The sequence below is a fragment of the Paenibacillus sp. 7516 genome (assembly GCF_002272715.1).
Taxonomy (GTDB): domain Bacteria; phylum Bacillota; class Bacilli; order Paenibacillales; family Paenibacillaceae; genus Paenibacillus; species Paenibacillus illinoisensis_A.
The window spans coordinates 48498-73412 of the sequence record NZ_NPBI01000021.1 but is presented as its reverse complement, the minus strand read 5'-3'; the positions used below and the strand labels follow the sequence as shown (position 1 = coordinate 73412).

The following is a 24915-nucleotide window of genomic DNA, read 5'->3' as shown; positions in this document are numbered from 1 at the left end:
TGGAGCCTGACCACTATGGTCAGGAAGAACAATTTAGCCTTTAAGGAATGACTATCGTCTCTCCGAAGGCAACTGGTTATTTTAGGATAGGAGGTGTAATCTATGTCTCGCAAATGTTATGTGACAGGTAAGAAACCGGGCACCGGTAACCACGTATCCCACGCTAACAACCGTAACCGTCGTTCTTGGGGCGTAAACGTTCAGAAGGTCCGCATTCTCGTGAACGGTAAACCAAAACGTGTATACGTAAGCACCCGTGCACTGAAAGCCGGTAAAGTGACTCGCGTATAATCACGCAAAGCTACTATAAATCGGATAAGCAAAAAGCACCTTGTTCCTTGCAGGTGCTTTTTTGGTATTCAAAAAAGTACATAAGTACCTGCGTAAGCATGTGAATGCCCGCCGCATGGCACTTCTCAGGTCGGATTCCCCAATCGTCCTGAAGCCATAGCGGCGGTATTCGCCTTTTGAGCCTGCTCTCGATCTTATCAGTTCTTTTGAAACGTATTAAGGATCGCCTTTACAAACCCTCCCAAAAACTTCGGCAGTTTGAATGTGTAAAATTTCATACTTCACCCTCCCCATCATGCTCATGCATCCGCCGTATCCTATGCTTCAGGGCCTTCTTCACCTTAAACACGACAAAAAAGGCTACATGAGAAACCTGCTCATGTAACCATATTTATGCGGAACCACCTGTCCCTATTCCAACATGACGAGCCCGAAGAACAGCTCATTTACGTTTGGGCAGGAACAAATTGATAGACAGCGATCATGAATACGCTCAGCAAGTAATACAGTATGCTGAATATGGCGAAGGTAACACGCGATCGTGTACGATCAAACTTTCGAAAATACATAATGACAACGCCCACGCCAATCAGTGAGGTAAGCGCATTGTATGGGGATTGAATGACGGCAAATAACGCAAGCACCAGTCCCGTGACAAGGCTCGCAGCCATTGTCCACAGCGTCTCCTTAAGGCCCATAGATCAGCCTCCGTAGCTGCTACGGATTTCGGCGATAGCTGCTGCACGGTCCTCACGTCCGAATACCGCACTACCTGCGACGAGTACATCCGCGCCAGCTTCAACAACGAGTGGTGCTGTATCGGCCGCAATTCCCCCGTCCACTTCGATGTGTACGTCATGGCGTCCTTTTTCATTCAGCCAGCTGCGAATTTGTCTGATTTTGTTCATGGTTCCCGAGATGAACGCTTGTCCGCCAAACCCAGGATTCACGGTCATGACCAGAACCATGTCCACGTCATCCAGCACTTCCTGGATGGCACTGGCAGGTGTCCCTGGGTTCAAAGCAACTCCCGCCTTGACACCCTGTTCCTTAATCAAATGAATCACACGGTGTAAATGCACACACGCCTCGGCATGAACGGTAATAACAGCCGCTCCTGCTTTGGCGAATTCCTCAACATACCGTTCCGGATTCTCAATCATTAGATGTACATCCAGTGGCAGGTTGGTATGTGGCGCAATAGCTTTTACAATGGCAGGACCCAGCGTAATATTCGGAACGAAATGACCGTCCATGACATCAACGTGAATCCAGTCGCCTCCAGCAGCTTGCGCCTCAGCTACCTCAGCACCAAGACGTGCAAAATCTGCAGATAAGATGGATGGAGCAATTTTAATCATAATTAGTACCTCCGCTTCTTGTCTTTCATTTCTGTAAGGAACTGCTCATAATGCTTGTAACGGCTGTCGGAGATTAGACCTTCCTCCTTGGCTGCAAGTACTCGGCATTGGGGCTCATGAGTATGGGTACAGCCCCTGAATTTGCACTGATCCGCATACTGGGCAAATTCACGGAAACAGGTGGATAATTCCTCCACACCAATCTCGAGAAAGTCCAGTTGGCTGAATCCGGGTGTATCTGCTACAAATCCGCCATTATCCAGCGGGATCAGTTCAACGTGCCTAGTCGTATGTCTGCCGCGGCCAAGACGCATACTGATTTCACTCGTTTCGAGAGTCAGCCCTGGCATCAGGGCATTAAGCATGGATGACTTACCTACACCGGACTGACCCGAGAACACACTGATCTTGCCTGCAAGGCGTTCTTTGAGCAGTTCATTGCCCTCACCGGTTCGCGAGCTGGTCGAGATGACTTCGTACCCAATCTGTTCATAGAGAGCCTTAACCTCGGCTACAGTGTCCCTGGTGTCCTTCTCCGGATCTACGAGGTCCTGCTTCGTTAATACAATTAGAGCATCCAGTCCCGCCTGCTCAATATGTACGAGAAATTTGTCCAGCAGATTGAGGTTCATGTCCGGTTCTTTAACGGAGAACAGAAGAACAGCCAGACTGACGTTCGCAACAGGTGGACGGATTAATTCAGTCTCCCGTTCCCGAATCTCATCTACTGTTCCTTCGCCATTCTCTGTCAGCATGTAGCTGACGCGATCACCGACAAGCGGAGATACGCCTCTCTTTTTGAATATGCCTCTCGCTCGGCATTGAACGGCGGAGCCTTCAACCGAAGGCACCCCGTTTTCTAACAATGGCATGACATAATAGTAACCGCTTAGCGCTTTTACGATGATACCTTCTGGCATAGCTCCGTCGCCCTCCTTTGATTTGCGCTGCAATCAACCTAACGTCAGCAACAAGCCGCCCTCACGGACGGCTTGTTGCGTTTACGACGTCATCTTTCTTTCCTTTTCCATGCCCCTTATCGTTATTCATGGCAGACGTATCTTCACTTTCATTATCTTCTTCACCGTCGGCAGGATTCGATTCAGGTTCACCTTCCTGGTTGCTGTCCACGCTGCCTTCGTCACCACCGCCGCCTTCTTCAGGCTCATTCGCTGGTGGTGCTGGCTGATTACTGATCTCAGGCTCAATAGTTGGCACGATTACGGTACCATTCTTGGCTTCAGCGTAGGTAACCACGTACGTATCCAGGAATTGACCATCCCGATATACAGATACAGCACCATTCTCATTCGGAGCCAAAACAAGCGGAATGGTCAGAGCTTGATTCGACTGTTTAATGGTGCGAGTACCCCATTCCTGATTCTTGCCGCGGGCATCTTCGAATGTAATTCGAATCTTACTGTTTTTGCCCTCTTCTTTTGGTGAAACATTGATATTGAAGGAGTACTCCAGTGCCTCAGGAGGATAACCCGTGCTGACGAAAATGGTAATTTTGTCACCAGGTTTTACATCGGCTCCGGCTTCAACAGGCCATTGCTGGGTCACTTTGCCCCGTTCAACCGTATAGCTCGACTCTTCCTGAACCTGAGCCAGAACCAGTCCGGCAGACTTGATCAACTGCTCTGCTTCGTTGCGGGTATGATTTTTCAAATCTGGCATCTTCACGGTCTCTGCGCCTTTGCTGACCGTTAAGACAATTTCGGTCTGTTCCGGATCAAATTCTTGATCGGCCCCAGGTGTCTGGGAAATAACCATGCCTGATGCAACGTCATTAGAATATTCATCTTTACGCTTGATCCGATCCTCACTGATTCCCAGATTCGTCAGATCCTTGACCGCATCCTCATAGGAATCACCTTCAACGCTGATCATTTTGGTCAGTTCCTTTTCAGCTCCAACACTAAGCTGAATTTCCGAACCTTCCTTGACCACATCACCTTCGTTTCGGCTTTGTTCAAATACAATGCCGGGATCGACACCTTCCTTATACTGCCGAATGACATCATCACTCACAACCAAACCTTCATCCTGAAGCATCTGGCGTGCCTTTTCTTCAGTCTGGTTCACGACATTAGGCACTTTCACTTCAGGCACAACAAGCATGCCTTTGACGTACCACACAACACCCACCATGGCAATTAGAATTAGGACAGTCAATGAGATCAATAGTGTGGGTTTTTTCCAGTTCTTCGTTTTGGGCTTGCCTTTATGACTCTCCTCGTCCACTTCCATAACCGGAGCCGCGCCTGTAGATGTAATTCCGCGTGGTTCTGGTTTGATAGCAGGCATGACACGGGTCTGATCCACATCATCCTCATCCGGGAAGTCGATCTTGTTTTCATTGCGACGCTCTGGCATCAAACAGGTTTCCAAATCGTTCTGCATTTCCTTGGCGGACTGATAGCGCTCCTGCGGATTTTTTCGCATGGATTTCAAAATGACATTTTCCACACTTTGCGGAATCAGCGGGTTGAATTTGCGAGGTTCATCAAATTCTTCCTGCAGATGCTTCAAAGCAACACTGATCGGACTCTCGCCGAGGAACGGAAGCTGCCCAGTCAGCATTTGATAGAGTACGATACCGAGAGAATATAAATCCGACTTCTCGCCAGTAACAATACCTTTGGCATGCTCTGGTGAGAAGTAATGCACCGAACCGACTACGGAACCAGTCTGTGTAATCGTTGTGGATGTAACCGCGCGGGCAATCCCGAAATCGGTAACCTTCACACGTCCATTTCGGCCAATCAATATATTATGCGGTTTGATATCCCGATGAATAATCTGATTATGATGTGCATGATCCAGGGCGTCTGCAATTTGGGAAGCAATTCGAACAGCCTCATCCACCTGCAGCGGAGCCCGCTCTTTAATAATCTCATTCAGGTTTTTGCCTTCTACATATTCCATGACAATATAATGAACGTCATCTTCCTGACCTACATCATAGATGCTTACGACGTTGGGGTGAGATAAGGATGCAGCTGACTGCGCTTCTCGACGAAAACGTCGGATGAATTCCTCATCATGTACAAATTGCTGTCTCAGCACCTTGATCGCCACATTCCGGTTCAGAAGCAGATCCTGGGCCTTGTACACAAGTGCCATGCCGCCACCGCCAACACGCTCGATGACTTCATAGCGTCCGCCTAGCTGGTGCCCTATCATGACTCACACCCCGTTTCCGTCACCACGGAACCTTCCTGCTGCACTTCAAACAGCGCAACCGTGATATTATCATCTCCGCCAGCCAGCAGAGCCAGCTGAAGCAGTCGATCCGCACGCTCTTCCAGGGGCAGATCCTGATTCCCTGCCACTTGAACGAGCTGTTCATTGCTGACCAGATTGCTAAGTCCATCACTGCACAACAGCAGAACTTCGCCTGTTTCCAGCTTGATGGGATCCAGATCCACTTTGACTTCTGCATCCGTTCCAAGGGCACGGGTCAGCACGTTGCGACGCGGATGATGTGATACGTCTTCCTTGCTGATCTGACCATTTTTAAACAATTCATTCACCAAGGTATGGTCTTCCGTTAACTGGATCACTTGTTTGTTTGCAATTTTGTAAGCTCGGCTGTCCCCGATATGACCGATAACACCTTCCGCATCATTCAGCAAAGCAGCAACCACGGTCGTACCCATGTTGTGGTATTTGTCGTCTCCGGATGCAGTCCGATATATCACTTCGTTGGCATGCAAAATAGCATCGCTGAGGGCAGCAGACAAGGATGCATGTGACAGCCCCGGTTCCAATGTCCCCAGGTCATGCACCAATGTCTCAACTGCCAGACGGCTGGCGGTATCTCCAGCGAGATGCCCGCCCATGCCATCAGCGACAATACCCAGTATATACCCTGTCTCCAGATTGCGGATCCAGGCTGAATCTTCATTAACCGAACGCACGCGTCCGATATGGCTCACATGAACTGTTTTGATCAAAACGTTCTCACCTCAACTCCATATGCTTTGCACGAAGCTGACCGCATGCGGCAGCAATATCATGTCCCTGTTCACGACGAATGGTTACATTAACACCCTGCTCCGAAAGAATCTTCTGAAAATTGAAAATGTCGCTTCTCGATGTTCTTACATACTTGCGTTCAGGTACGTGATTAACCGGGATCAGGTTCACGTGGCAGAGCATGTTCTTGAGCACACTTGCGAGTTCCGCTGCATGTTCCGGCTGATCGTTCACGCCACCGATAAGTGCATATTCGAATGTGATTCTCCGGCCCGTTTTGGCCAGGTAATACCGAAGGGATTCCATCACATCGTCAAAAGGAAAACGACGGTTTACCGGCATCAATTTGGAACGCAGCGCATCATTCGGTGCGTGGATGGAAATCGCCAGGTTAATCTGCGTATCCTCGTCCGCAAACTTGTAGATGTTTGGAACAATTCCGCTTGTGGACACCGTGATGTGGCGCTGACCGATATTCAGGCCCTTTTCGTGAATCATGATGCGCAGGAAAGTCATCGTCGCTTCATAGTTTTCAAACGGTTCGCCTGAACCCATGATGACAATACTGCTTACGCGTTCGCCGCGCTCATCCAGAATCTTCTGAGCCTGTACGACCTGAGCAACAATCTCGCCTGCAGTCAGGTTACGCTTCAATCCGCCCAGTGTAGACGCGCAGAATGTACAACCGATCCGGCAGCCCACCTGTGTCGTTACACAAATGCTGTTACCGTAGTTGTGTTTCATGATAACTGTTTCGATTGCATGATCATCATGAAGACCGAACAGGAACTTCACCGTTCCATCTTTGGATTCAAACTTTGTAATTTCGGTAAGGGTTACAAATTCAAATTGCTCTGCCAGCTTCTCGCGCAATGCTTTGGACAGATTCGTCATCTCACTGAAATCATTTACCCGCTTCACATAAATCCAGTCGAAAATCTGACCACCGCGAAAAGCGGGCTCCCCATTCTCAACAGCCCATTGCTGCAGCTCTTCCAGGGAAAAATCATATATAAAAGGTTTCATTTTGTTGTCAACACCTATTCCTTCTTTTCTTTTCATTCTTCCTATTCTATCACAAAGACCACTTTACATCCATGTATGCCCTAGAGTCCTGCACTTCATGCATTATAACACCTCGGCGCACAAGCCGCACCCCATTACAAAAGAAATCCGCCGAAGTTCCCCCCGGCGGCCTTCCTTGCGTACTATGGATTTATTCATCGGCTGTACGTGTCAGCCTTGCAATGAAGAAGCCGTCACTGTGTGCATACTGGGGCAGAATCTGCACGCCCCCGTTCACCGGATTCCATTTTTCCATCTCGGTTCCGGTCCAGGCAGAATCCACGGCCTGGTATTCAGGATGGCGCTTCAGGAAGTCAGCGACCATAAGTTCGTTCTCTGCCGGCTCAATCGTACATGTGCTGTACACCAGAACGCCGCCCGGCTTCAACAGCGGTGCAACCCGGTCCAGCAATTCTCGCTGAAGCCCCGATATATCTTCGATATCTTCAGGCGATTTGGTCCATTTGACATCCGGCTTCCGGCGAATGACACCGAGACCTGAACAAGGTGCATCCAGAAGGATCCGGTCAAACGAAGCATGTGGATAACGTTCATCCAGATCCAGTGCATCTCCAGTTACTGCATCGATACAGCCCAGACCCAACCGGTCTGCCTGATCCATGATAAGCTGCCGCTTATGTGCATGCACGTCATTGGCAATAATCCGTCCACGGTCCTGCATTTTCTCTGCCATATGAGCTGTCTTACCGCCAGGAGCTGCACAGCAGTCCAGCACGGTTTGGCCTTCTTCAGGTGCGACCGCTTCTGCCACCAGCATGGAACTTTCGTCCTGCACCGAGAACAGTCCATCCCTGTACCATGACGTTAGTGCCATATTCCCACCGCTGCGTACAAGAATGCCGTCAGGACTTAACCGGGAAGGCTCCACCACTGCGCCCGCGCTCTCCATCTCGTGCATAAGTTTCTCACGTGTGGTCATTGTCGTATTTACCCGGACACTCACTGCCGGTGGTTCATTATTGGCCTTGCAAATCGCTTCTGTTGTCTCTTCACCGTATTGGCTGATCCAGCGTTTAACCATCCACAGTGGATGAGAGTGTTCCAGTGCAATGCGCTCAGCAGCTGGCAGATCACTCGGAATCCGCAATTCACCCCGGTTACGGATCATGTTGCGCAGAACGCCATTGACCATGCCCGAGATTCCCTGGTGACCCAGTTTCTTCGCCAGATTGACGGCTTCACTGACAACAGCATGTTCCGGAATCCGATCCAGATACAGCATCTGGTAGACGCTGATCCGCAGGAGACTTCGTACCCATGGCTGGAGCTTGGCCGTTCCTTTGGCTACAAAACGTTCCAAGAAATAATCAAGCGTGTTTAGTCTTGCGATTGTTCCGTATACCAGCTCGGTTGCCAGCCCCACATCAGCCGGACTAAGCTCCGCTTCTTTCAGACGACGATTGAGCTCCAGGTTACTGTAAGCTCCATCCTGCTCCACAGCACTTAGCACCTTCACTGCAAGTGCCCGAGGAGAAGTTTTGGGTCGTTGGGAACGCGAAGCTTCTCCCGAGGTTCGGGAGTCCCCAGCGTTTCTGGAACCACCCGTTTTCCCTGGATTCGGGCGACGGTTCTGTTTAGCGTTACCTCTGCTCGGACTGTCTACGGATCTGCCGGATCTATTCTCACTCATCGTAGCACCGTGCCCGGTTTCAGCGTACCGCCGCGGCCAAAGTCAGCCGCCTTCATCGCTTTCTTGCCGGCCGGCTGAACTTCTGTCAGCCAGAGTGAACCGTCGCCCGTCTGCACCTCGATACCGGATGCATTCAACTGCAGCACCGTACCAGGCTCAGCTTGTCCTTTGGCTCCAGTTTCTGAAGCTCCCATTTGATTGGGATTAGCAGCAGCCCATACCTTAAACACCTGCTCGTCCCACATCGTAAATGCACCAGAGAACGGAACAAGACCACGGATCTGGTTATAGAGCTCACGGGATGTTCGATTCCAGTCCATTTTCTCGTCTTCCCTAGTCAGGTTGCGGGCATACGAAGCTTCGGCTTCATCCTGAGGGACAGCCGTGGTTTCCCCCGCAATAAGACGGGGCATTTCTGCCTGCAGCAGCTTGGAGCCTGCATCGCTGAGCTTCACAAACATGGTGCCGGAGGTGTCCTCATCGGTAATTGGCACTTCCACACGAGAGATCATGTCCCCGGTATCCAAACCTTCTGCCATAAACATCAAGGTAACTCCCGTTACGGACTCCCCGTTAATAATGGAGCGCTGAATTGGAGCACCACCACGATATTTGGGCAAAAGAGAACCATGCACATTCACACAGCCTCGTACAGGCATATCCAGTACGGCCTTCGGTAAAATCTGCCCAAATGCTGCAGTGACAATCAAATCAGGCTTCCATTCAGCCAATCTGGCCACGGATTCAGGATCACGCAGCTTTACCGGTTGAAATACCGGCAGGCCATGGCGCTCAGCCGCAGCCTTAACAGGCGTTGGCGTGAGCACTTTTTTGCGGCCTTGCGGTTTATCGGGCTGGGTGACGACCCCCACCACGTTATAACCCTCAGCGATAAGCATATCCAGAGAAGGGACAGCAAATTCAGGGGTACCCATAAAAACAATATTCAAATCCATCACTCCTTAATTACGTCGCGGTCCCGTCTGATCGGCTGCAATTTCGTACACCTTCTCAGCGATATCCGTGAAGAGTACGCCATCCAGGTGATCAATCTCGTGCTGGAATGCCCGGGACAACAGACCGCTGCCCGTAATAATCAGTTCATTGCCTTCACGGTCCAAGCCTTTAACGGTAACTGTCTCAAAACGGCGAACGTCGCCGTTAATACCAGGAATACTCAGACAGCCTTCCGGCCCAAACTGTTCGCCTTCACTTGCGATGATTTCAGGATTGATCATTTTGATGAGGCCCTGTTCATCCCCGGCATCAATGACAATCAAGCGTTTCAAAATGCCTACTTGAGGGGCAGCAAGACCTACACCTTCAGCGTCATACATGGTATCTGCCATATCATCCAGCAGTTTTTGTACATTGGGTGTTACTTTTGTAACTTCCTTGGCTCTTTTGTGAAGCACCTCATCTGGTTCTTTAACAATAATACGAATCGACATGTTGTAAGCACCTTCCTAACCCAAATCTCATGTTGGGTATCATTCTTTTGATTATCGTTTGCTTTGTTTTTAATCTATGTTTATACCGCTTGTTCACATCCACATTTTGCTCTAATCATTTTCCCAACTTTTATCACACGAAGTGTCCATGGAAAACGATGCATCATGCTTACATTAACATTTGCGGGTCTACATCCAAACTAATGAGCAGTTTTTGCGCCTGAACATCATCGTCCATACGCCGGGCTGTCTCCAGCGCGATTCCGATAGCGTCTACATCCCCCCGCCATTTTATCATACATTGGAATCTGTATCTATTCTTGATCCGGGGAATGGGCGAGGCTACAGGCCCTAGCACGTCGAAGGCATCGTTACTGAAACGGTCGAGGCTTCCCAGCCAGCCCGCTGCATTGGCACGTTCTTTCAACAGACGTGTGTAATTTTCAGCCAGCCGGATCAGTACAGGCAATTGCTCATGCGAGAAGGTCACCAGAATCAGGCGGCAGTATGGCGGGTATTGCAGATTGCGGCGGTGAAGCAGTTCCTCACGGACAAAAGAAACATAATCATGCTGGCTTGCATGCCCAATGGAATAGTGCTCCGGCGTATAGGACTGCACAAATACCTCACCAGGCAATTGATGGCGCCCTGCACGGCCCGCTACCTGGGTCAACAGCTGGAAGGTCTTCTCGGCAGCCCGGAAATCGGGCAGGTTCAGTGCCGAGTCTGCCGTGATGACACCCACAAGGGTGACATCTGGAAAATCCAATCCTTTGGCAACCATCTGGGTACCGAGCAGCACGTCCGCTTTTTTCTCCCGGAACTGCTTCAGAAGTTTCTCATGCGACCCCTTCTCCGTCGTTGTGTCCACATCCATGCGGATCACACGAATTCCCGGGAACAGCTTGGCCAGTTCTTCCTCCACTCGCTGCGTACCTGTACCAAAGTAACGGATATGTTCACTGCCACATTCCGGGCATACCTCGGGAGCAGCTTCTGCATACCCGCAATAGTGACACCGAAGATTGTTTGAACGCTGGTGATACGTCAGTGAAATATCACACTCGGGACAACCGGCCACATAACCGCAGCTGCGGCACATGACAAACGTGGAATAGCCTCGGCGGTTCAACAGTAAAACCGTTTGCTCCCCACGCTCCAAGCGTTCCTCCAGTCCCTTGTGCAGAGCCCGGCTGAACATCGAACGGTTGCCATCCTTCAACTCTTCGCGCATATCAATGATCCGCACATCCGGCAGATTGTTGCCGAGCGCCCGAGTAGGCATTTCCAGCAGCAGCGGGGCAAAATCATCATTGCTCTGCGAACGTGCGGCGTAATAACTTTCCAGCGAAGGCGTCGCGGAGCCCAAAACCACCACAGCCTGATGCTGCTGTGCTCTTTTTACAGCTACATCACGGGCATGATATTTCGGCGTTTCTTCCTGTTTGTAAGAAGTCTCATGCTCCTCATCCATAATAATTAGACCCAGTCGGTCAAATGGAGCAAAGACAGCGGAACGCGCGCCAATGGCAACCTTTACTTGGCCTTCCCGGATTTTGCGCCATTCATCATAACGCTCTCCACCCGAAAGACGGCTGTGCATGACGGCAACCTGGTCTCCGAATCGTCCTTTAAACCGCTCAACCATTTGTGGTGTGAGGGCAATCTCAGGTACAAGAACAATCGCCTGTCGATCCTGCTCAATACATTGCTGAATCGTCTGCAGATATACTTCCGTCTTACCGCTGCCTGTTACACCATGTAACAAAAAGACGCCATGGCGCCTTTCCTGTAATCGGCCATTAATTTTATCGTACACATTCTGCTGCTCTGCAGTAAGAGCAAGCGGTTCAGTGGCGCGAAACTTCCTCCCCTGGTAAGGGTCACGAAAGACTTCCACGTCTTCCGTTACAAGCAGCCCTTTCTCCTCAAGCCCTTTGACGGTAGCCGCAGACACTTGAAGCGTGGCCAGCAACTCTTTCATCGGCATCGGCAGCAGCTCTTTCATTTCCAGCAGAAAAGCAAGAACCTCCTTCTGCCGCTGTGCCTTCGCCGGGAAAGATGCAAGTGCCTCCTGCGCCGCAGCCGCATCTACCGCCAAATCCACTGCCTTCATTGTTTTTTTGTTCAGCTTGTCCTTGATTGCCTGGCTCTCCAGCAATACACCGCCAAGCAGAAGCTTTTTGATCAACGCTGCATGATTGGGGTATTTACGGCTCAATTGCTGCAAAGGCACCTGCCCCCGGCTTCTCACAAAACGTATAATGTCCTGCTGAACCTTTTCGGAGGTGGACTCCTCTCCCCACACGAAGAGAACATCTTCATCCGACGGTGCTCCGGCTTGCTGTCCATCCAGTGCATCCCCAATGGAAATATATCGTTCCGCTTTACCTTTCAGTGCCGTCGGCACCATGACCTGCAGCGATAAAATGCGGTTGCTGGCATATCGCTCACTCATCCACTCCGCGAGCTGCACCAGATCTTCTGACAAGGGGGGGACGATGTCCAACAGTTCCTGAATGGGCTTCAACTTGAAGGATTCTGTTCCGGTACGCGGTACAAGATCAACCACGAATCCCTGCACGGTTCGATGTCCAAAAGGTACACCTACCCGACTGCCAATCTCAATCCAATCACGCATCGATTCCGGCACCAGATAATCAAAGGGCCGATCGGTCTGTTTCACCGGAACATCGACAATAACCTTGGCGATCTCCATATTTAATTCCTCCCGGCAATGCGCTCCGCCGCAATCGCAAGCAATCGGTGAGCTATGTCCTCCTTAGACATCACCTGAAGCTCTTCCACCAACCCTTCACGGTCATATATATGAACCGCATTGGTATCTGCTCCAAATCCGATGCCCGGACGGGCGACGTCATTGGCTACGATCAGATCACAGTTTTTCCGTTCCAGCTTCTCCCTTGCGTACATCTCTACAGAATGGGTCTCTGCGGCAAAACCAATTAGAAATTGATGACTCTTTTGCTTCCCTAGTGTTTCAAGAATATCTATATTTTTAACAAGTTCCAGCGATAGCGTATCGCCTTTCTTTTTTATTTTCTCCTCGTGTACTTCCTTGGGACGGTAATCGGCAACTGCCGCCGCTTTAACGACGATATCAGCATGATCCCAGTGACTCGTAACCGCTTCGTACATATCCTGGGCAGACTGCACCCGAATCACTTCCACATTCGTTGGCGGCTGAACTTGTGTACTGCCCATAACAAGCGTAACCTCTGCTCCCAAATCACGTGCTGCAGCAGCAATGGCAAATCCCATTTTGCCGGAAGAGTCATTGGTAATATATCTGACAGGATCAATACGCTCAATCGTACCTCCGGCCGTCACAACCACTTTTTTGCCTTTTAACAATGCGGCCTGTTGTTTCAAGTCCGGTTTGGCTGTTGCCTGATCTTCAAAAAAACGTTCAACTACCTCAACAATCGTCTCCGGCTCTTCCAGTCGCCCTTTACCCACGTATCCACATGCGAGCTGTCCTTCACTTGGTTCAATCATCAGTGTTCCTCGCTCGGAAAGCAGACGCATATTGTGCTGGACAGCAGGGTGATCATACATATGAACATTCATGGCAGGTGCGATCATCACCGGGGCGGTCGTTGCCAGCAGTGTTGTAGAGAGCATGTCATCGGCCATGCCATGTGCCATTTTGGCCATAACGTTGGCTGTTGCCGGGGCAACCAGAACCAAATCCGCCATATCGGCCAAATGAATATGTGATACAACCGATGGCTCACGCTCATCGAATGTATCACTGTAGACTACATTTCGGGTCAACGTTTGCAGCGTTAATTCGGTAATAAACTGTTTGGCAGAGTCCGTCATAATGACGTGTACATCCGCCCCTTTTTGCACCAGTCTACTGCATAATGTAGCCGCTTTGTATGCGGCTATGCCGCCAGTCACGCCAAGTACGATTTTTTTACCGTTCAACATGGTTATTTCCCCCGATATATACGACGTTTAAACGATGAATAGAGAAAAAAATAACAACCTCGCGGTTGTCAAATAAGTCCGGCTTGCGCCGTATGCAGTTGAAGAGCAGCCGCAGGCGGCTTACTCTTCTTCCTCTTCGTCCTGTCCTTTGATGACAACGAGATGATCACCATAAATTTCTTCGAGTGCAACGCCAACCTGTTTATGGGATCTCGCATTTCTCAGATCCGTTTTTTCGCCTTCACGAAGCTGTCTGGCCCGGCGGGAAGCAGCAACAACAAGAGAATACTTGCTGTCGACTTTGTTCATCATTTCATCAATAGAAGGATACAGCATGTTTACAAAACACCTCTTTGCATTAGTATAATCCCTTTGACCCGCCTAACAGAATGCAACCATTCAGTCGTTCACACGAACCGAACTTCGTCTGACCATCTATAGATATATGTCAGCAGTTCTCCGAATAATTGCATCCTGCGGCCGCCAAAAAAATTATTTATTGATCTTACAATGTTCGGCGATAATAATGCTTTCTATTCGTTTGCACGCCAAATCAATCTCGTCATTAACGACAGCGTAATCGTACTGCTCCAGCAGACTAATCTCATCCACGGCTACGGACATCCGGTGATCAATTGTCGCCTGACTCTCCGTACCGCGTCCCTGGATGCGATCTTTGAGCTCGTCCAATGAAGGAGGCAGCAGAAATACAAAAATCCCTTCCGGGAACTTCTCTTTCACTTTTAACGCGCCTTGAACTTCAATCTCAAGAATGATATCCCGGCCTTCGTTAATGGTTTTCTCCACAAAGTCACGTGGTGTTCCGTAATAGTTACCTACATATTCTGCATGCTCCAGCAGCTGGTCTTCAGCAATCATTTTCAGGAACTCTTCATGACTTCTGAAGAAGTAGTTCACACCATGCTCTTCACCCAGACGAGGCTGGCGAGTCGTTGCAGACACAGAATAGATTAACTCCGGCACACGTTTGCGCAAAGCGCTGCATACTGTACCCTTCCCGACCCCAGATGGGCCGGACAACACTATCAGTAATCCCTTAGACATATTACACTCCATTTTATTCGTCGTTGTCATCATCTTTCGAAGAAAGACGATGGGCGACCGTCTCAGGCTGAACCGCCGACAGAATGACATGATCGCTATCCGTAATAATCACGGCACGAGTACGTCTTCCGTACGTTGCGTCTATCAGCATATGACGATCTCTTGCCTCTTGTATAATTCTCTTGATCGGCGCCGATTCCGGACTTACGATGGATATAATCCGGTTCGCCGATACGATGTTACCGAATCCAATGTTAATGAGTTTGATTGCCATAATCAGGTTCTTCCCCCTATACATGCGACTCTCTTGCCGAAATATGGCCGTTCATTCGATATTCGCCGCCTGCTCGCGAATTTTCTCCAGCTCCGCCTTCATCTCGACAACACGGTTCACCAGAGCCAAATGGTTGGCTTTTGATCCAATCGTATTGACTTCCCGATTCATCTCTTGAATAAGAAAGTCCAACTTGCGGCCTACCGGCTCTTCACTCTTCAGCAGTTCCCTGCTCTGTCCGAAGTGGCTGAGTAGACGCGTAAGCTCCTCCTCTATGTTAGAACGATCGGCAAACACAGCAATTTCCATACCCAATTTATGCTCGTCAAAAGGGAAAGAGCCTTCCTCCTGCATTTCCGTAAGCCTTTGTCTTAACTTGTTGCGGTAATCTGATACCACAGTAGGTGCAAGAGCAAGCATCTCGGTATGCAGCGACTCCAGACGACTAATCCGCCGTTCCAGATCACTGGCCAGATGAAGACCCTCACGCGCGCGCATTTGCTCCAGACTGGACAAGGCCTCTTCCAAGCTCTGCTGCAGCACACGCTCCCACTCGTCCTTCTCTTCCTCCAGAATTGAACTCGTTCCATCGGAATGAACCATGACATCCGGCAATGAAAGCATGTCCATAATGCTCGGTTTGCCCTGCATCCCAAAGCGGGATTCCAGCTGTTCTGCTGCCTGCAGATAGGCCCTGACTGCCTGCTCATTAAGCACGGCAGGAAGAGCCTGATCTTCATCTTTTTCTTTCATTACATAAACATCAATCCGCCCGCGCTTCAGCCGGCTCTGTACTCTTTTCCTCAATCCGTCTTCATAACATGTCCATTCTTTTGGCATGCGCATCATCACTTCACAGTAACGATGATTGACGGATTTGATCTCCAATTGTACCTTGTAGCCTCCAAAATGAAAGGCGGATTGACCGTATCCGGTCATACTGAATGACATCGGCATCACATCCGTTACACTATTGTAATTGATTATTAGGGTTGAAACAAGTAGGACATTGGTGCTCGGACTTCTCCCATACATATTGGGTCAGTTCGGCAGTCATGCCGTAGAACATAAACGGAGTCATCAGGTAGATCCCCTTGAAATGGGCTGTTGCCACATCCAATAGCTCTTTGGCAATTTTTACGCCCATAGCCCGTCCTTCTTCTCCTTCGAGACCAGCCATGCGAGAACGAACTTCGTCCGACAGTTGAATGCCTGGGACTTCATTGTGCAGGTATTCTGCATTTCGTCCACTTGCCAGCGGCATTACACCAACAAAAATAGGTACTTCCAAATGTTTGGTCGCCTCATGCATAGCTACGATCAATTGCGGGTCATAGACAGGCTGCGTCATAATATAATCGGCACCGGAGGCAATCTTTTTCTCCAGTCTCTGAACCGCCTTATCCAGATATTTCACATTCGGGTTAAACGCTGCTCCGATGACAAAACCAGCCTTCTGTTTAAGTGGTTTGCCGGAGAAAGCTACACCGTCGTTCAATTGCTTGATCATACGTATAATTTCAAATGAAGTCAGATCGTATACGGAACTGGATCCGGGAAGATCACCGAAACGCGCTGGATCACCTGTAACCGCAAGCACGTGGTTGATACCGAGAGCGTCAAAACCCATCATGTGTGACTGGGTCCCAATGAGATTTCGGTCACGGCAAGCAATATGTACAAGCGGACGTAAGCCCGTACGATCCTGAACGAGATGTCCCAGAGCCATATTACTCATGCGGGTTACCGCCAAAGAGTTGTCAGCCAGTGTCAGCGCATCCGCACCAGCGGCTTTCAGTGTTTCGGCACCTTTCATGAATTTGGCAATATCCAGGTCACGAGGCGGGTCGAGTTCAACGATAACCGTGTGGCGCTGTTTGACCAGATCCACAATGGTCGGCTGTCCACCACGGCCGGACCGTTCATCCACATTTTCATGCAGTACGATACGCGGTTTTGCTTCTGTTGGGTCAGGCAGGACAATGGGTGCTGTAGTGTATTCGGAAAGAGCCTGTGCGATTGCCGCAATATGATCAGGCGTCGTACCGCAGCATCCACCGATAATACGGGCGCCCAGATCGGCGAATTGCACCGCGGTCTGCCCGAAATATTCCGGTGTAGCACCATAACGGAACTGGCCATCGACATAGTCTGCAGCCCCCGCGTTAGGGTAAACAGACATCGGAACTCCGATTCGCCCGGATACGGTTTCCATGGCACGCATAATTCCGTTTGGACCGGAGCGGCAGTTAAACCCAATCACGTCCGCACCCTGCTCACGCATGATCCGGAACGCTTCCGGCATCGTGTATCCATCCAGCGTATGTCCAATATCCTCAACTGCAAACTGCCCAATCACCGGCAGATCACTCAGCTTGCGAGCCTGCAGCAGGGCAATATCCATCTCTTCGATATCATAGAAGGTTTCAAGCAGAATCCCGTCAACCCCTTCTTCAAGCAGGGCAAAAATCTGCTGTTCGTAGAAACGCTTCAGTTCGCTTGTCGATACATTGGTCCGCTTGCCTCCACGAATGGAACCCACGGCCCCTAGAACGTACCCGTTTGAACCGGCGACCTCCTTGGCAATGCGTGCACCCGCACGATTGACTTCCGTCACCTTCGATTCCAGTCCGAACTTGGACAATTTGTCATAGTTGGCAGAGTACGTATTGGTCTCAAATATTTCAGTACCCGCTTCCAAATAACGACGATGCACATCTGCTACCACTTCAGGTGAAACCAAATTTAACTCCTCGTATGAAATTCCTACCGGGAAACCCATTTGGTACAGATATGTTCCCATCGCCCCATCTCCAATGAGAACTCGTTCCTGCAAGACACTCCGCAAATCCGCCTTCATCCCTTTTCCCCCCGCCTAGCTGATCATTTCATACTAATGTAACACAAAAGCCGATCAATAACGTAGAAAAACACAGGATTTCCATGAAATTCAGTCAAAAAAGAGGCCCGAAGGCCTCTTGGCTTAAACTGTCATCTTATGAAGTGACTCCCTTGAAAACAACCTCTGCCGGTCCGGTCATATACACATGATTGTCACTTTCGTTCCACTCAATATGCAGGTCTCCGCCTTTGAGGCTAATCACTGCTGTACGATCCGTGTGTCCGTTCAATACTGAGGATACAAGCGTTGCACAAGCTCCAGTTCCACAAGCCAGGGTTGGACCCGCACCACGTTCCCATACACGCATATCGACGAATCCGCGATCACGTACAGTGGCAAACTCAACATTGATCTTTTTCGGGAACATCGGATGAACTTCCAGCACCGGCCCCCAAGTCGAGAGATCAAAGTTCACTGCATCATCTACATAAATGACAGCGTGGGGATTCCCCATCGAAACTGCCGTGAATTTGAACTCCTGTCCGTTCGCTTCAATGGTATGGTCAACCACAGGGTTGGCATCCACTGTTGTCGGAACCTGAAGCCCGTCCAAAATAGGCTCGCCCATATCTACACGAACGGTTGCCACTTTGCCGTCAAGTACATTAAGGGTTACCGGCTGCACACCAGCGCCGATGGTTTCAATTGTGATGTGCTCCGAAGTCACATGACCATGGTCATAAACATACTTCGCTACACAGCGAATCGCGTTGCCGCATTGTTCCGCTTCCGAACCATCGGAGTTCATAATGCGCATCTGAAAATCCGCCTTCTCCGAAGGCAGTATATAAACGAGTCCATCCGCACCGATGCCGAAGAAACGGTTGCACCATTTCATAGCAAGCTCTGCTGCATCAGCCGGAAGCTGTTTTTCTCCAAATACAACGATAAAGTCGTTGCCAAGTCCGTGCATTTTTGTAAATTCCATATCCTTGCCCACTCCTTTTGGCAGTCTGCTGCCAAAGCGTTATTCTTGCCTGTTTACACAAAAAAGCTATCCTGCAAAATGTCGAAGGCTTTCGCCCCGAATCATTTTGAGGATAGCATAACGAAAACGATAAGGAAAAGCTATTGATTTTATGCTGAAAACTTTGTACTTTTCGGTACGAAGCTTCCAGGACCCATCCGGCGACGGTTACGACGGCCACCCCAGACACTGCCTGCTCCCATCAGGAACGTTGGGATACCTGCGGCTACAATGGAAATGGCCCATTCACGCATGCCGAGCGGTACGGTTTTGAAGATCGGCTGCAGCGGCTCCACGTACATCACAACCAGCATCAGCACCACGGACGAGACAACCGCAAGAACCAGATATTTGTTCTGGAGCGGATTCCGGTGGAAAATGGAGCGAGAACTCCGGCAGTCAAATACATGAATAAGCTGAGCCAGAACAAGCGTCGCAAAAGCTACGGACTGTGCTTTGATAAGCTGACCCGGTTGATCCGGAGCTGCTTGGAGGGTAAGCCAAAACGCACCTAATGTACATAATCCGATCAATACACCTCGGCTGATGATTTTCCAGCCCAGTCTCCGGGCAAAAATGTTTTCCTTGGCGCCGCGTGGCTTGTGCTCCATCAGATCTTTCTCCGGCTGATCCACACCCAGTGCCATGGCCGGCAGGCCATCTGTCACGAGGTTCACCCATAGAATCTGGATGGGCACGAGCGGCAGCGGCAGTCCCATCATCATCGCGAAGAACATCGTCAAGATCTCGCCCACGTTGGAAGCAAGCAAATACCGAATAAACTTCCTGATATTCTCATATATATTACGCCCTTCTTCAATAGCCGCTACAATAGTAGAGAAATTATCATCACTGAGAATCAAGGCGGATGCTTCTTTCGTCACATCCGTACCTGTAATTCCCATCGCAATCCCGATATCCGCCGCTTTGATCGCTGGTGCGTCGTTGACACCGTCCCCTGTCATCGCTACGACATGGCCTTTGCGCTGCAGGGATTTTACAATCCGGAGCTTGTGCTCAGGTGACACCCTGGAGAAGACATAGATACCTTCCACCTGTTTATCCAGCTCATCGTCCGTCAATCCTGCCAGCTGCTGCCCGCTTAACGAACCCCCGCCCCGCGGAAGAATGCCCAGCTGCTGGGCTATCGCCTCTGCAGTAGTCCCGTGGTCACCCGTAATCATGACCGTACGGATCCCCGCTCTGCGGCAAGTTGCAATCGCATCTCTGACTTCTCTCCGAGGTGGATCAATCATGCCGGCAAGTCCAACGAACACAAGCTGATTTTCGGCAGCATGTTCGTCATCTACTTTTTCCTCAGGGCGTACTTCACGATAAGCCATCCCCAAGACACGCAGGGCTGCTCCGGCCATCTTCTCGTTTGCAGCCATCACTTTCTGTCTCAACGTTCCGGTGAAGGGTACAACTTTACCTTCCCATAAAATATAGCTGCATTGTCCGATCAACACATCAGGAGCACCCTTGGTGTAGACCATGCGGCCTCCCTGATGCTGGATGAGGACAGACATTCGTTTGCGGTCCGAATCGAACGGGAACTCCTGTTGACGTGCATATAACTCTTTGAGGCCGGCAGGAGTAAGACCCATTTTGGAGGCCAGAGTGACGAGCGCGCCTTCGGTTGGATCGCCTTTCAGCTCCCATACGACGCCATCCTCCTTGATTGCCTCCTTCTTGCCATCCTTACCCTTTTTCTTATTGCGCTCTTCCGAGAAACTTTCCACAATACTCGCATTGTTACATAACGCACTGATCTGAAGCAGTCTTCGCAGCGTCTGATCACTCTTCAGCTCCACCGTCCGGCCGTCTTCCAGCATCTGTCCTTCCGGAGCATACCCGTCCCCGGTGACTTGGATACTGCGACCTTCCAGCCACACATCGGTCACGGTCATCTTGTTCTGGGTTAATGTTCCCGTCTTGTCCGAGCAGATCACGGAGGCACAACCAAGTGTCTCGACAGAAGGCAATTTTCGTACAATGGCTTTGCGCTTAATCATTCGCTGCACACCCAGCGCAAGTGCAATCGTGACGATCGCCGGCAAACCTTCAGGTATGGCAGCCACCGCCAGACTGACGCCAGCAAGGAACATCCCAATCGCCGGTTGTCCATGCAAAATACCAGCCACAACGACCATCACGGTAAGCCCCAGTGCGACAAAAATGAGTATTTTGCCCAGTTGCTCCAAACGATGCTGAAGCGGCGTCTCCTGCTCCTCGGTATTTTGGATAAGATCGGCAATTTTGCCCATCTCGGTATCCATGCCTGTCCGAATGACAACGCCTCTGGCCGTCCCGCGGGTAACCATGGTGCCCATAAATCCAATGTTTTTCTGATCGCCGAGCGGTACGGCATCGTCTGCAATGGGGTTGCAATGCTTGCTTACCGGAACCGATTCTCCAGTGAGTGCCGATTCCTCCACATCCAGACTGTTCGTTTCCAGCCATCTTACATCCGCCGGGATGCGATCTCCGCTCTCGACAAGGATGATATCCCCAGGCACCAGCTGTTTGGCAGCAAGCTGCACTTCCTGACCGGCCCGAAGAACTTTGGCAAGAGGTGCGGACAGCTGCTTCAATGCGCGAAGGGAACGCTCAGCCCGAAATTCCTGTACGAAGCCCAGAATGGCATTTAACACAATAATCGCCACAATGGTAACGGCATCCAAATATTCTCCGAGCAGTCCGGACACCAGTGTCGCCCCCATCAAAACGAGCACCATAAAGTCCTTAAATTGGTTAAGGAGCAGTGTAATTGGGGATATTCGTTTTCCTTCACTCAGCTCATTTGAACCGGCGACCTTCCTCTTCTGCGCAACAGCTTCATCCGTCAATCCTTCCTCCAGATTGACGTCAAGCGTGCTGCGAAGCTCTTCTACGCTTAGTTGATGCCACTTGGTCTGTTCCATGCTTCAAGGTTCCCCTCCCAGTCTATATTTCCTGTAAAAGACGTTCATACAGCTGCTCGTGATCGCTAACAGGCAGCTGTATGTCACGCCGGACAAACTACCTGCTCTATATGTATTCGGACAGGACCCCAATTAGCACCCGGATGGTGAATCCTTTCCCTGATGGACAGAATAGGCTAAAATAAAAGTCTGCGGTCATAACGCAGTAGAAGCCGAGTATCTTATGCAAGAAGGCAAGTGACAAACGAACTGCAACCGGTTCTGATTTTTACATATTCCAGTTGTGTGTTTCAGTTATAGATAGAGAGGAAGTTGAAAACTATGGCATTGGACGGCATTGTTACACGAGCCATCGTACACGAACTGCAGGGCTGCAAAGGCGGCCGCATTAGCAAAATTCATCAGCCTAACGGCCATGATGTCGTACTGACCCTTCGTGCACAACGCGGGAACAGCAAATTGCTGATATCGGCCAGTCCGACGTATCCCCGTGTGCACTTTACGGAGAAGACATTCTTAAACCCTACAGAAGCACCGATGTTCTGCATGCTGCTGCGCAAGCACTGCGAGGGAGCCATTATAGAGGAGATTCGTCAGATCGGCATGGAACGGATCATCCACATTGACGTTCGCCAACGCGACGAACTCGGTGACGTATCCGTAAAACGAATCATCATTGAGCTCATGGGGCGTCACAGCAATATCGTATTGCTCGACCCGGTCACGGGAACGATTTTGGACGGCATACATCACGTTACCCCTTCCATCAGCAGCTATCGGGTCATCATGCCCGGCTTTTCGTATACAGCTCCACCAGAACAGCACAAAGTTAATCCGCTGGAAGTGAGCAGCGCTGAATTCCTCAAGGGTTACTCTGAAACGGAAGAAGAGGCTGCCCGCTGGCTTGTGAATTCATTCAGCGGCCTGAGTCCGCTGATCGCAGGCGAGATTGCTGCTCGTGCCTCCAATAGTGACAATGGAGACGCATCGATCGAGGCGAACGCCCTCTGGAATGCCTTTGATTCTGTGATGGGACCTGTGAGAGAGAATAACTACACCCCTATCACAGGACTGAATGCCAAAGGGAAAATGATCTTCTCTGCTGTCCGTCTTCAGGGTATTCAGGATGCGGAGAAGACCTACGACACGATGAGCAAATGCATGGAGGATTATTACGGGGATAAGGCCGAGCGGGATACGGTAAAGCAAAAGGTAAGTGATCTGCTGCGTTTCCTGCAAAATGAACGAAGCAAAAACGTCAAAAAACTCGACAATCTGAACAAGGATCTGCTTGAAGCCGATGACGCGGAAAAATACAGATTATGGGGTGAATTGTTATTCGCTTCTCTTCACCAGATTAGCAAGGGAGACAAAAGTGTGGAGCTTGTAAACTTCTATGATGAAGATCAGGCAACCATTACTATCGCACTCGATCCCCTGCTTACACCATCGGACAATGCGCAGCGTTACTTCAAGCGGTACAACAAATATAAGAACAGTCTGGCTGTCATTCATGAGCAGCTCGGCAAAACCAAGGACGAGATCGACTACCTGGACAACCTGCTGCAGCAGCTGTCCATCGCCTCCATGAACGATATTGAGGAGATCCGTGAAGAACTGGTTCAGCAGGGATATCTTCGCGACCGCAACAAAAAAGGCAAGAAGAAAAAGAAAAACGACCGTCCAACTGTACATCAGTTTACCTCGACAGAGGGGATTGATATTCTGGTGGGCAAAAACAACTTGCAGAATGAATATGTCACTAACCGTCTGGCGTCCGCCAATGATACATGGCTGCACACCAAAGACATCCCGGGTTCACACGTTGTCATTCGCAGCACGGACTTCGGGGAAGCTACCCTAGAGGAAGCAGCACAGCTCGCAGCTTATTTCAGTCAGGCCAAGGAATCAAGCAGTGTTCCTGTGGACTATACCTTTATTCGTCACGTGCGGAAACCAAGCGGTGCCAAGCCCGGTTTCGTCATCTACGATCATCAAAAAACACTGTTTGTGACGCCCAATGAAGAGTTGGTCAAAAGCTTGCCATCCACCATCAAAAACGGATAGGCGGCAGGTGCATTCACCAACAAAATGACACAAAAAGGCCCAGAACAGAGAACTATCGTGTTCTGGGCCTTTTCAATTTGTGTTATAATTGGCGGTTTGCCGCTGTCCGCAGTTGTTCAAGCACATCCAATGCTACCGTCTTGCTCCCCAGATCCCCGTGAAAAACAACCCCCTGTCTCACACCGTGGTAATCTGAGCCACCTGTCACAATTAAATCAAATTCACGTGCCAATGCGGCATACCTGTGTTCCTCTTCAGGGCCATGGTCGGAATGAAATACTTCAATTCCGTCTGGACGGGACTGCTCAATGATCCGGCGAACCAGTTCATCATCTCCATAGAGACCCGGATGTGCAATAACTGCGGCTCCCCCTGCCTCTCTAATCCACTGACAGGCATCTTCAGGAGCGACACGAGGAACAGATACGAAGCCCGGCTTTCCTTCAGCCAGATAACGATCAAAGGCATCCCGCATATCGACAGCATAGCCTTTGCTGACCAGGACATCGGCCATGTGCGGTCTGCCGATGCTCTCATCAGGCTCCAGAGGACGCCCCAGCCCCTCAATGACTTCCTCCCAGCTAATATCAAGACCAAGCTCCTGCAGCTTGGCAATAATGCGATGATTTCGTTCCTCTCGTGCATCACGAAGTCCATGCAGCCGCTCCAGAAAGAGTTCATCCAATGTATTCACATAATAACCCAGCACATGGATGTCCTTGCCTCCTGCGCGGGTACTGATCTCAACGCCGGCCACAACCTCGATACCACATTCCAGACCTGTCCGCTGCGCCTCTGCCACACCTGCTACCGTATCATGATCTGTGATTGCAACGGCTGACAGTCCCTTTTGTTTGGCCAGCCTTACATTTTCGGCAGGTGACTGCATACCATCCGAAGCCTGGCTATGGGTATGAAGATCACAGCGTCCGTTAGGTTGATCCATTAACAACATC

Annotated in this window: 22 protein-coding genes; 2 read left to right on the top strand and 20 right to left on the bottom strand. The window is 50.2% G+C overall.

Translation table 11 applies throughout. The features are described 5' to 3' along the window. Positions 1-102: 102 nt before the first annotated feature. Positions 103-291, top strand: coding sequence for a 50S ribosomal protein L28 (gene rpmB, locus CHI14_RS18830; protein WP_024631107.1), 189 nt, complete (start codon positions 103-105; stop codon positions 289-291). Between the two features lie 197 nt (positions 292-488). Here the strand turns inward: rpmB and spoVM are convergent, their stop codons facing one another. From spoVM to CHI14_RS18735, 19 genes are all read right to left on the bottom strand, one after another. Beyond that, the gene (spoVM, locus tag CHI14_RS18825; protein WP_019424875.1) at positions 489-569 is read right to left on the bottom strand and encodes a stage V sporulation protein SpoVM; all 81 of its coding nucleotides are present in this window, start codon (positions 567-569) and stop codon (positions 489-491) included. A gap of 168 nt (positions 570-737) precedes the next feature. After that, positions 738-989, bottom strand: a complete 252-nt coding sequence (locus CHI14_RS18820; RefSeq protein ID WP_095290281.1) for a hypothetical protein — start codon at positions 987-989, stop codon at positions 738-740. A 3-nt stretch (positions 990-992) separates the two neighbouring features. Further along, positions 993-1652: a ribulose-phosphate 3-epimerase gene (gene rpe, locus CHI14_RS18815; protein WP_095290279.1), complete on the bottom strand. Its 660-nt coding sequence runs from the start codon at positions 1650-1652 to the stop codon at positions 993-995. A gap of 2 nt (positions 1653-1654) precedes the next feature. Continuing rightward, a complete protein-coding gene (gene rsgA, locus CHI14_RS18810; RefSeq protein ID WP_095290277.1) occupies positions 1655-2572 on the bottom strand; it encodes a ribosome small subunit-dependent GTPase A in 918 nt (305 codons plus the stop codon). Positions 2573-2633: 61 nt separating this feature from the next. After that, on the bottom strand, positions 2634-4841 hold the full coding sequence (pknB, locus tag CHI14_RS18805) for a Stk1 family PASTA domain-containing Ser/Thr kinase (protein ID WP_095290276.1): 2208 nt from the start codon (positions 4839-4841) through the stop codon (positions 2634-2636). After that, the gene (locus tag CHI14_RS18800; RefSeq protein WP_095290274.1) at positions 4838-5614 is read right to left on the bottom strand and encodes a Stp1/IreP family PP2C-type Ser/Thr phosphatase; all 777 of its coding nucleotides are present in this window, start codon (positions 5612-5614) and stop codon (positions 4838-4840) included. Before CHI14_RS18800 ends, pknB begins: the two co-directional genes overlap by 4 nt. A 7-nt stretch (positions 5615-5621) precedes the next feature. Further along, positions 5622-6662, bottom strand: coding sequence for a dual-specificity RNA methyltransferase RlmN (rlmN, locus tag CHI14_RS18795; protein ID WP_095290542.1), 1041 nt, complete (start codon positions 6660-6662; stop codon positions 5622-5624). Between the two features lie 190 nt (positions 6663-6852). Beyond that, positions 6853-8352: a 16S rRNA (cytosine(967)-C(5))-methyltransferase RsmB gene (gene rsmB / locus CHI14_RS18790; protein ID WP_095290273.1), complete on the bottom strand. Its 1500-nt coding sequence runs from the start codon at positions 8350-8352 to the stop codon at positions 6853-6855. Then, entirely contained in the window at positions 8349-9308 is a 960-nt protein-coding gene (gene fmt / locus CHI14_RS18785; RefSeq protein ID WP_170948185.1) for a methionyl-tRNA formyltransferase, read from the bottom strand. The genes rsmB and fmt overlap by 4 nt, the downstream gene beginning before the upstream one ends. A gap of 6 nt (positions 9309-9314) precedes the next feature. Continuing rightward, the gene (def, locus tag CHI14_RS18780) at positions 9315-9803 is read right to left on the bottom strand and encodes a peptide deformylase (RefSeq protein WP_095290270.1); all 489 of its coding nucleotides are present in this window, start codon (positions 9801-9803) and stop codon (positions 9315-9317) included. Between the two features lie 169 nt (positions 9804-9972). After that, the gene (priA, locus tag CHI14_RS18775) at positions 9973-12522 is read right to left on the bottom strand and encodes a primosomal protein N' (protein WP_095290268.1); all 2550 of its coding nucleotides are present in this window, start codon (positions 12520-12522) and stop codon (positions 9973-9975) included. Positions 12523-12524: 2 nt separating this feature from the next. Continuing rightward, on the bottom strand, positions 12525-13760 hold the full coding sequence (coaBC, locus tag CHI14_RS18770) for a bifunctional phosphopantothenoylcysteine decarboxylase/phosphopantothenate--cysteine ligase CoaBC (protein WP_095290267.1): 1236 nt from the start codon (positions 13758-13760) through the stop codon (positions 12525-12527). Between the two features lie 120 nt (positions 13761-13880). Beyond that, positions 13881-14096 (bottom strand): DNA-directed RNA polymerase subunit omega, encoded by a 216-nt coding sequence (rpoZ, locus tag CHI14_RS18765; protein WP_095290265.1) that lies wholly within the window; start codon positions 14094-14096, stop codon positions 13881-13883. 156 nt (positions 14097-14252) lie between these two features. Further along, the gene (gene gmk, locus CHI14_RS18760; protein ID WP_095290264.1) at positions 14253-14825 is read right to left on the bottom strand and encodes a guanylate kinase; all 573 of its coding nucleotides are present in this window, start codon (positions 14823-14825) and stop codon (positions 14253-14255) included. A 13-nt stretch (positions 14826-14838) separates the two neighbouring features. Beyond that, entirely contained in the window at positions 14839-15099 is a 261-nt protein-coding gene (gene remA, locus CHI14_RS18755; RefSeq protein WP_006209218.1) for an extracellular matrix/biofilm regulator RemA, read from the bottom strand. 51 nt (positions 15100-15150) lie between these two features. Then, entirely contained in the window at positions 15151-16050 is a 900-nt protein-coding gene (locus CHI14_RS18750) for a YicC/YloC family endoribonuclease (protein WP_095290262.1), read from the bottom strand. 19 nt (positions 16051-16069) lie between these two features. Beyond that, on the bottom strand, positions 16070-17959 hold the full coding sequence (locus CHI14_RS18745; RefSeq protein ID WP_095290261.1) for a bifunctional homocysteine S-methyltransferase/methylenetetrahydrofolate reductase: 1890 nt from the start codon (positions 17957-17959) through the stop codon (positions 16070-16072). 136 nt (positions 17960-18095) lie between these two features. Beyond that, the gene (gene dapF, locus CHI14_RS18740) at positions 18096-18929 is read right to left on the bottom strand and encodes a diaminopimelate epimerase (RefSeq protein WP_095290259.1); all 834 of its coding nucleotides are present in this window, start codon (positions 18927-18929) and stop codon (positions 18096-18098) included. Between the two features lie 149 nt (positions 18930-19078). Beyond that, the gene (locus tag CHI14_RS18735; RefSeq protein ID WP_095290258.1) at positions 19079-21892 is read right to left on the bottom strand and encodes a calcium-translocating P-type ATPase, SERCA-type; all 2814 of its coding nucleotides are present in this window, start codon (positions 21890-21892) and stop codon (positions 19079-19081) included. Between the two features lie 321 nt (positions 21893-22213). Between CHI14_RS18735 and CHI14_RS18730 the strand changes: the two genes are divergently transcribed. Further along, entirely contained in the window at positions 22214-23959 is a 1746-nt protein-coding gene (locus tag CHI14_RS18730) for an Rqc2 family fibronectin-binding protein (protein ID WP_095290256.1), read from the top strand. 82 nt (positions 23960-24041) lie between these two features. On the opposite strand, the gene CHI14_RS18725 is transcribed toward CHI14_RS18730, so the two are convergent. Then, entirely contained in the window at positions 24042-24905 is an 864-nt protein-coding gene (locus CHI14_RS18725; protein WP_095290255.1) for a PHP domain-containing protein, read from the bottom strand. Positions 24906-24915: the final 10 nt, after the last annotated feature.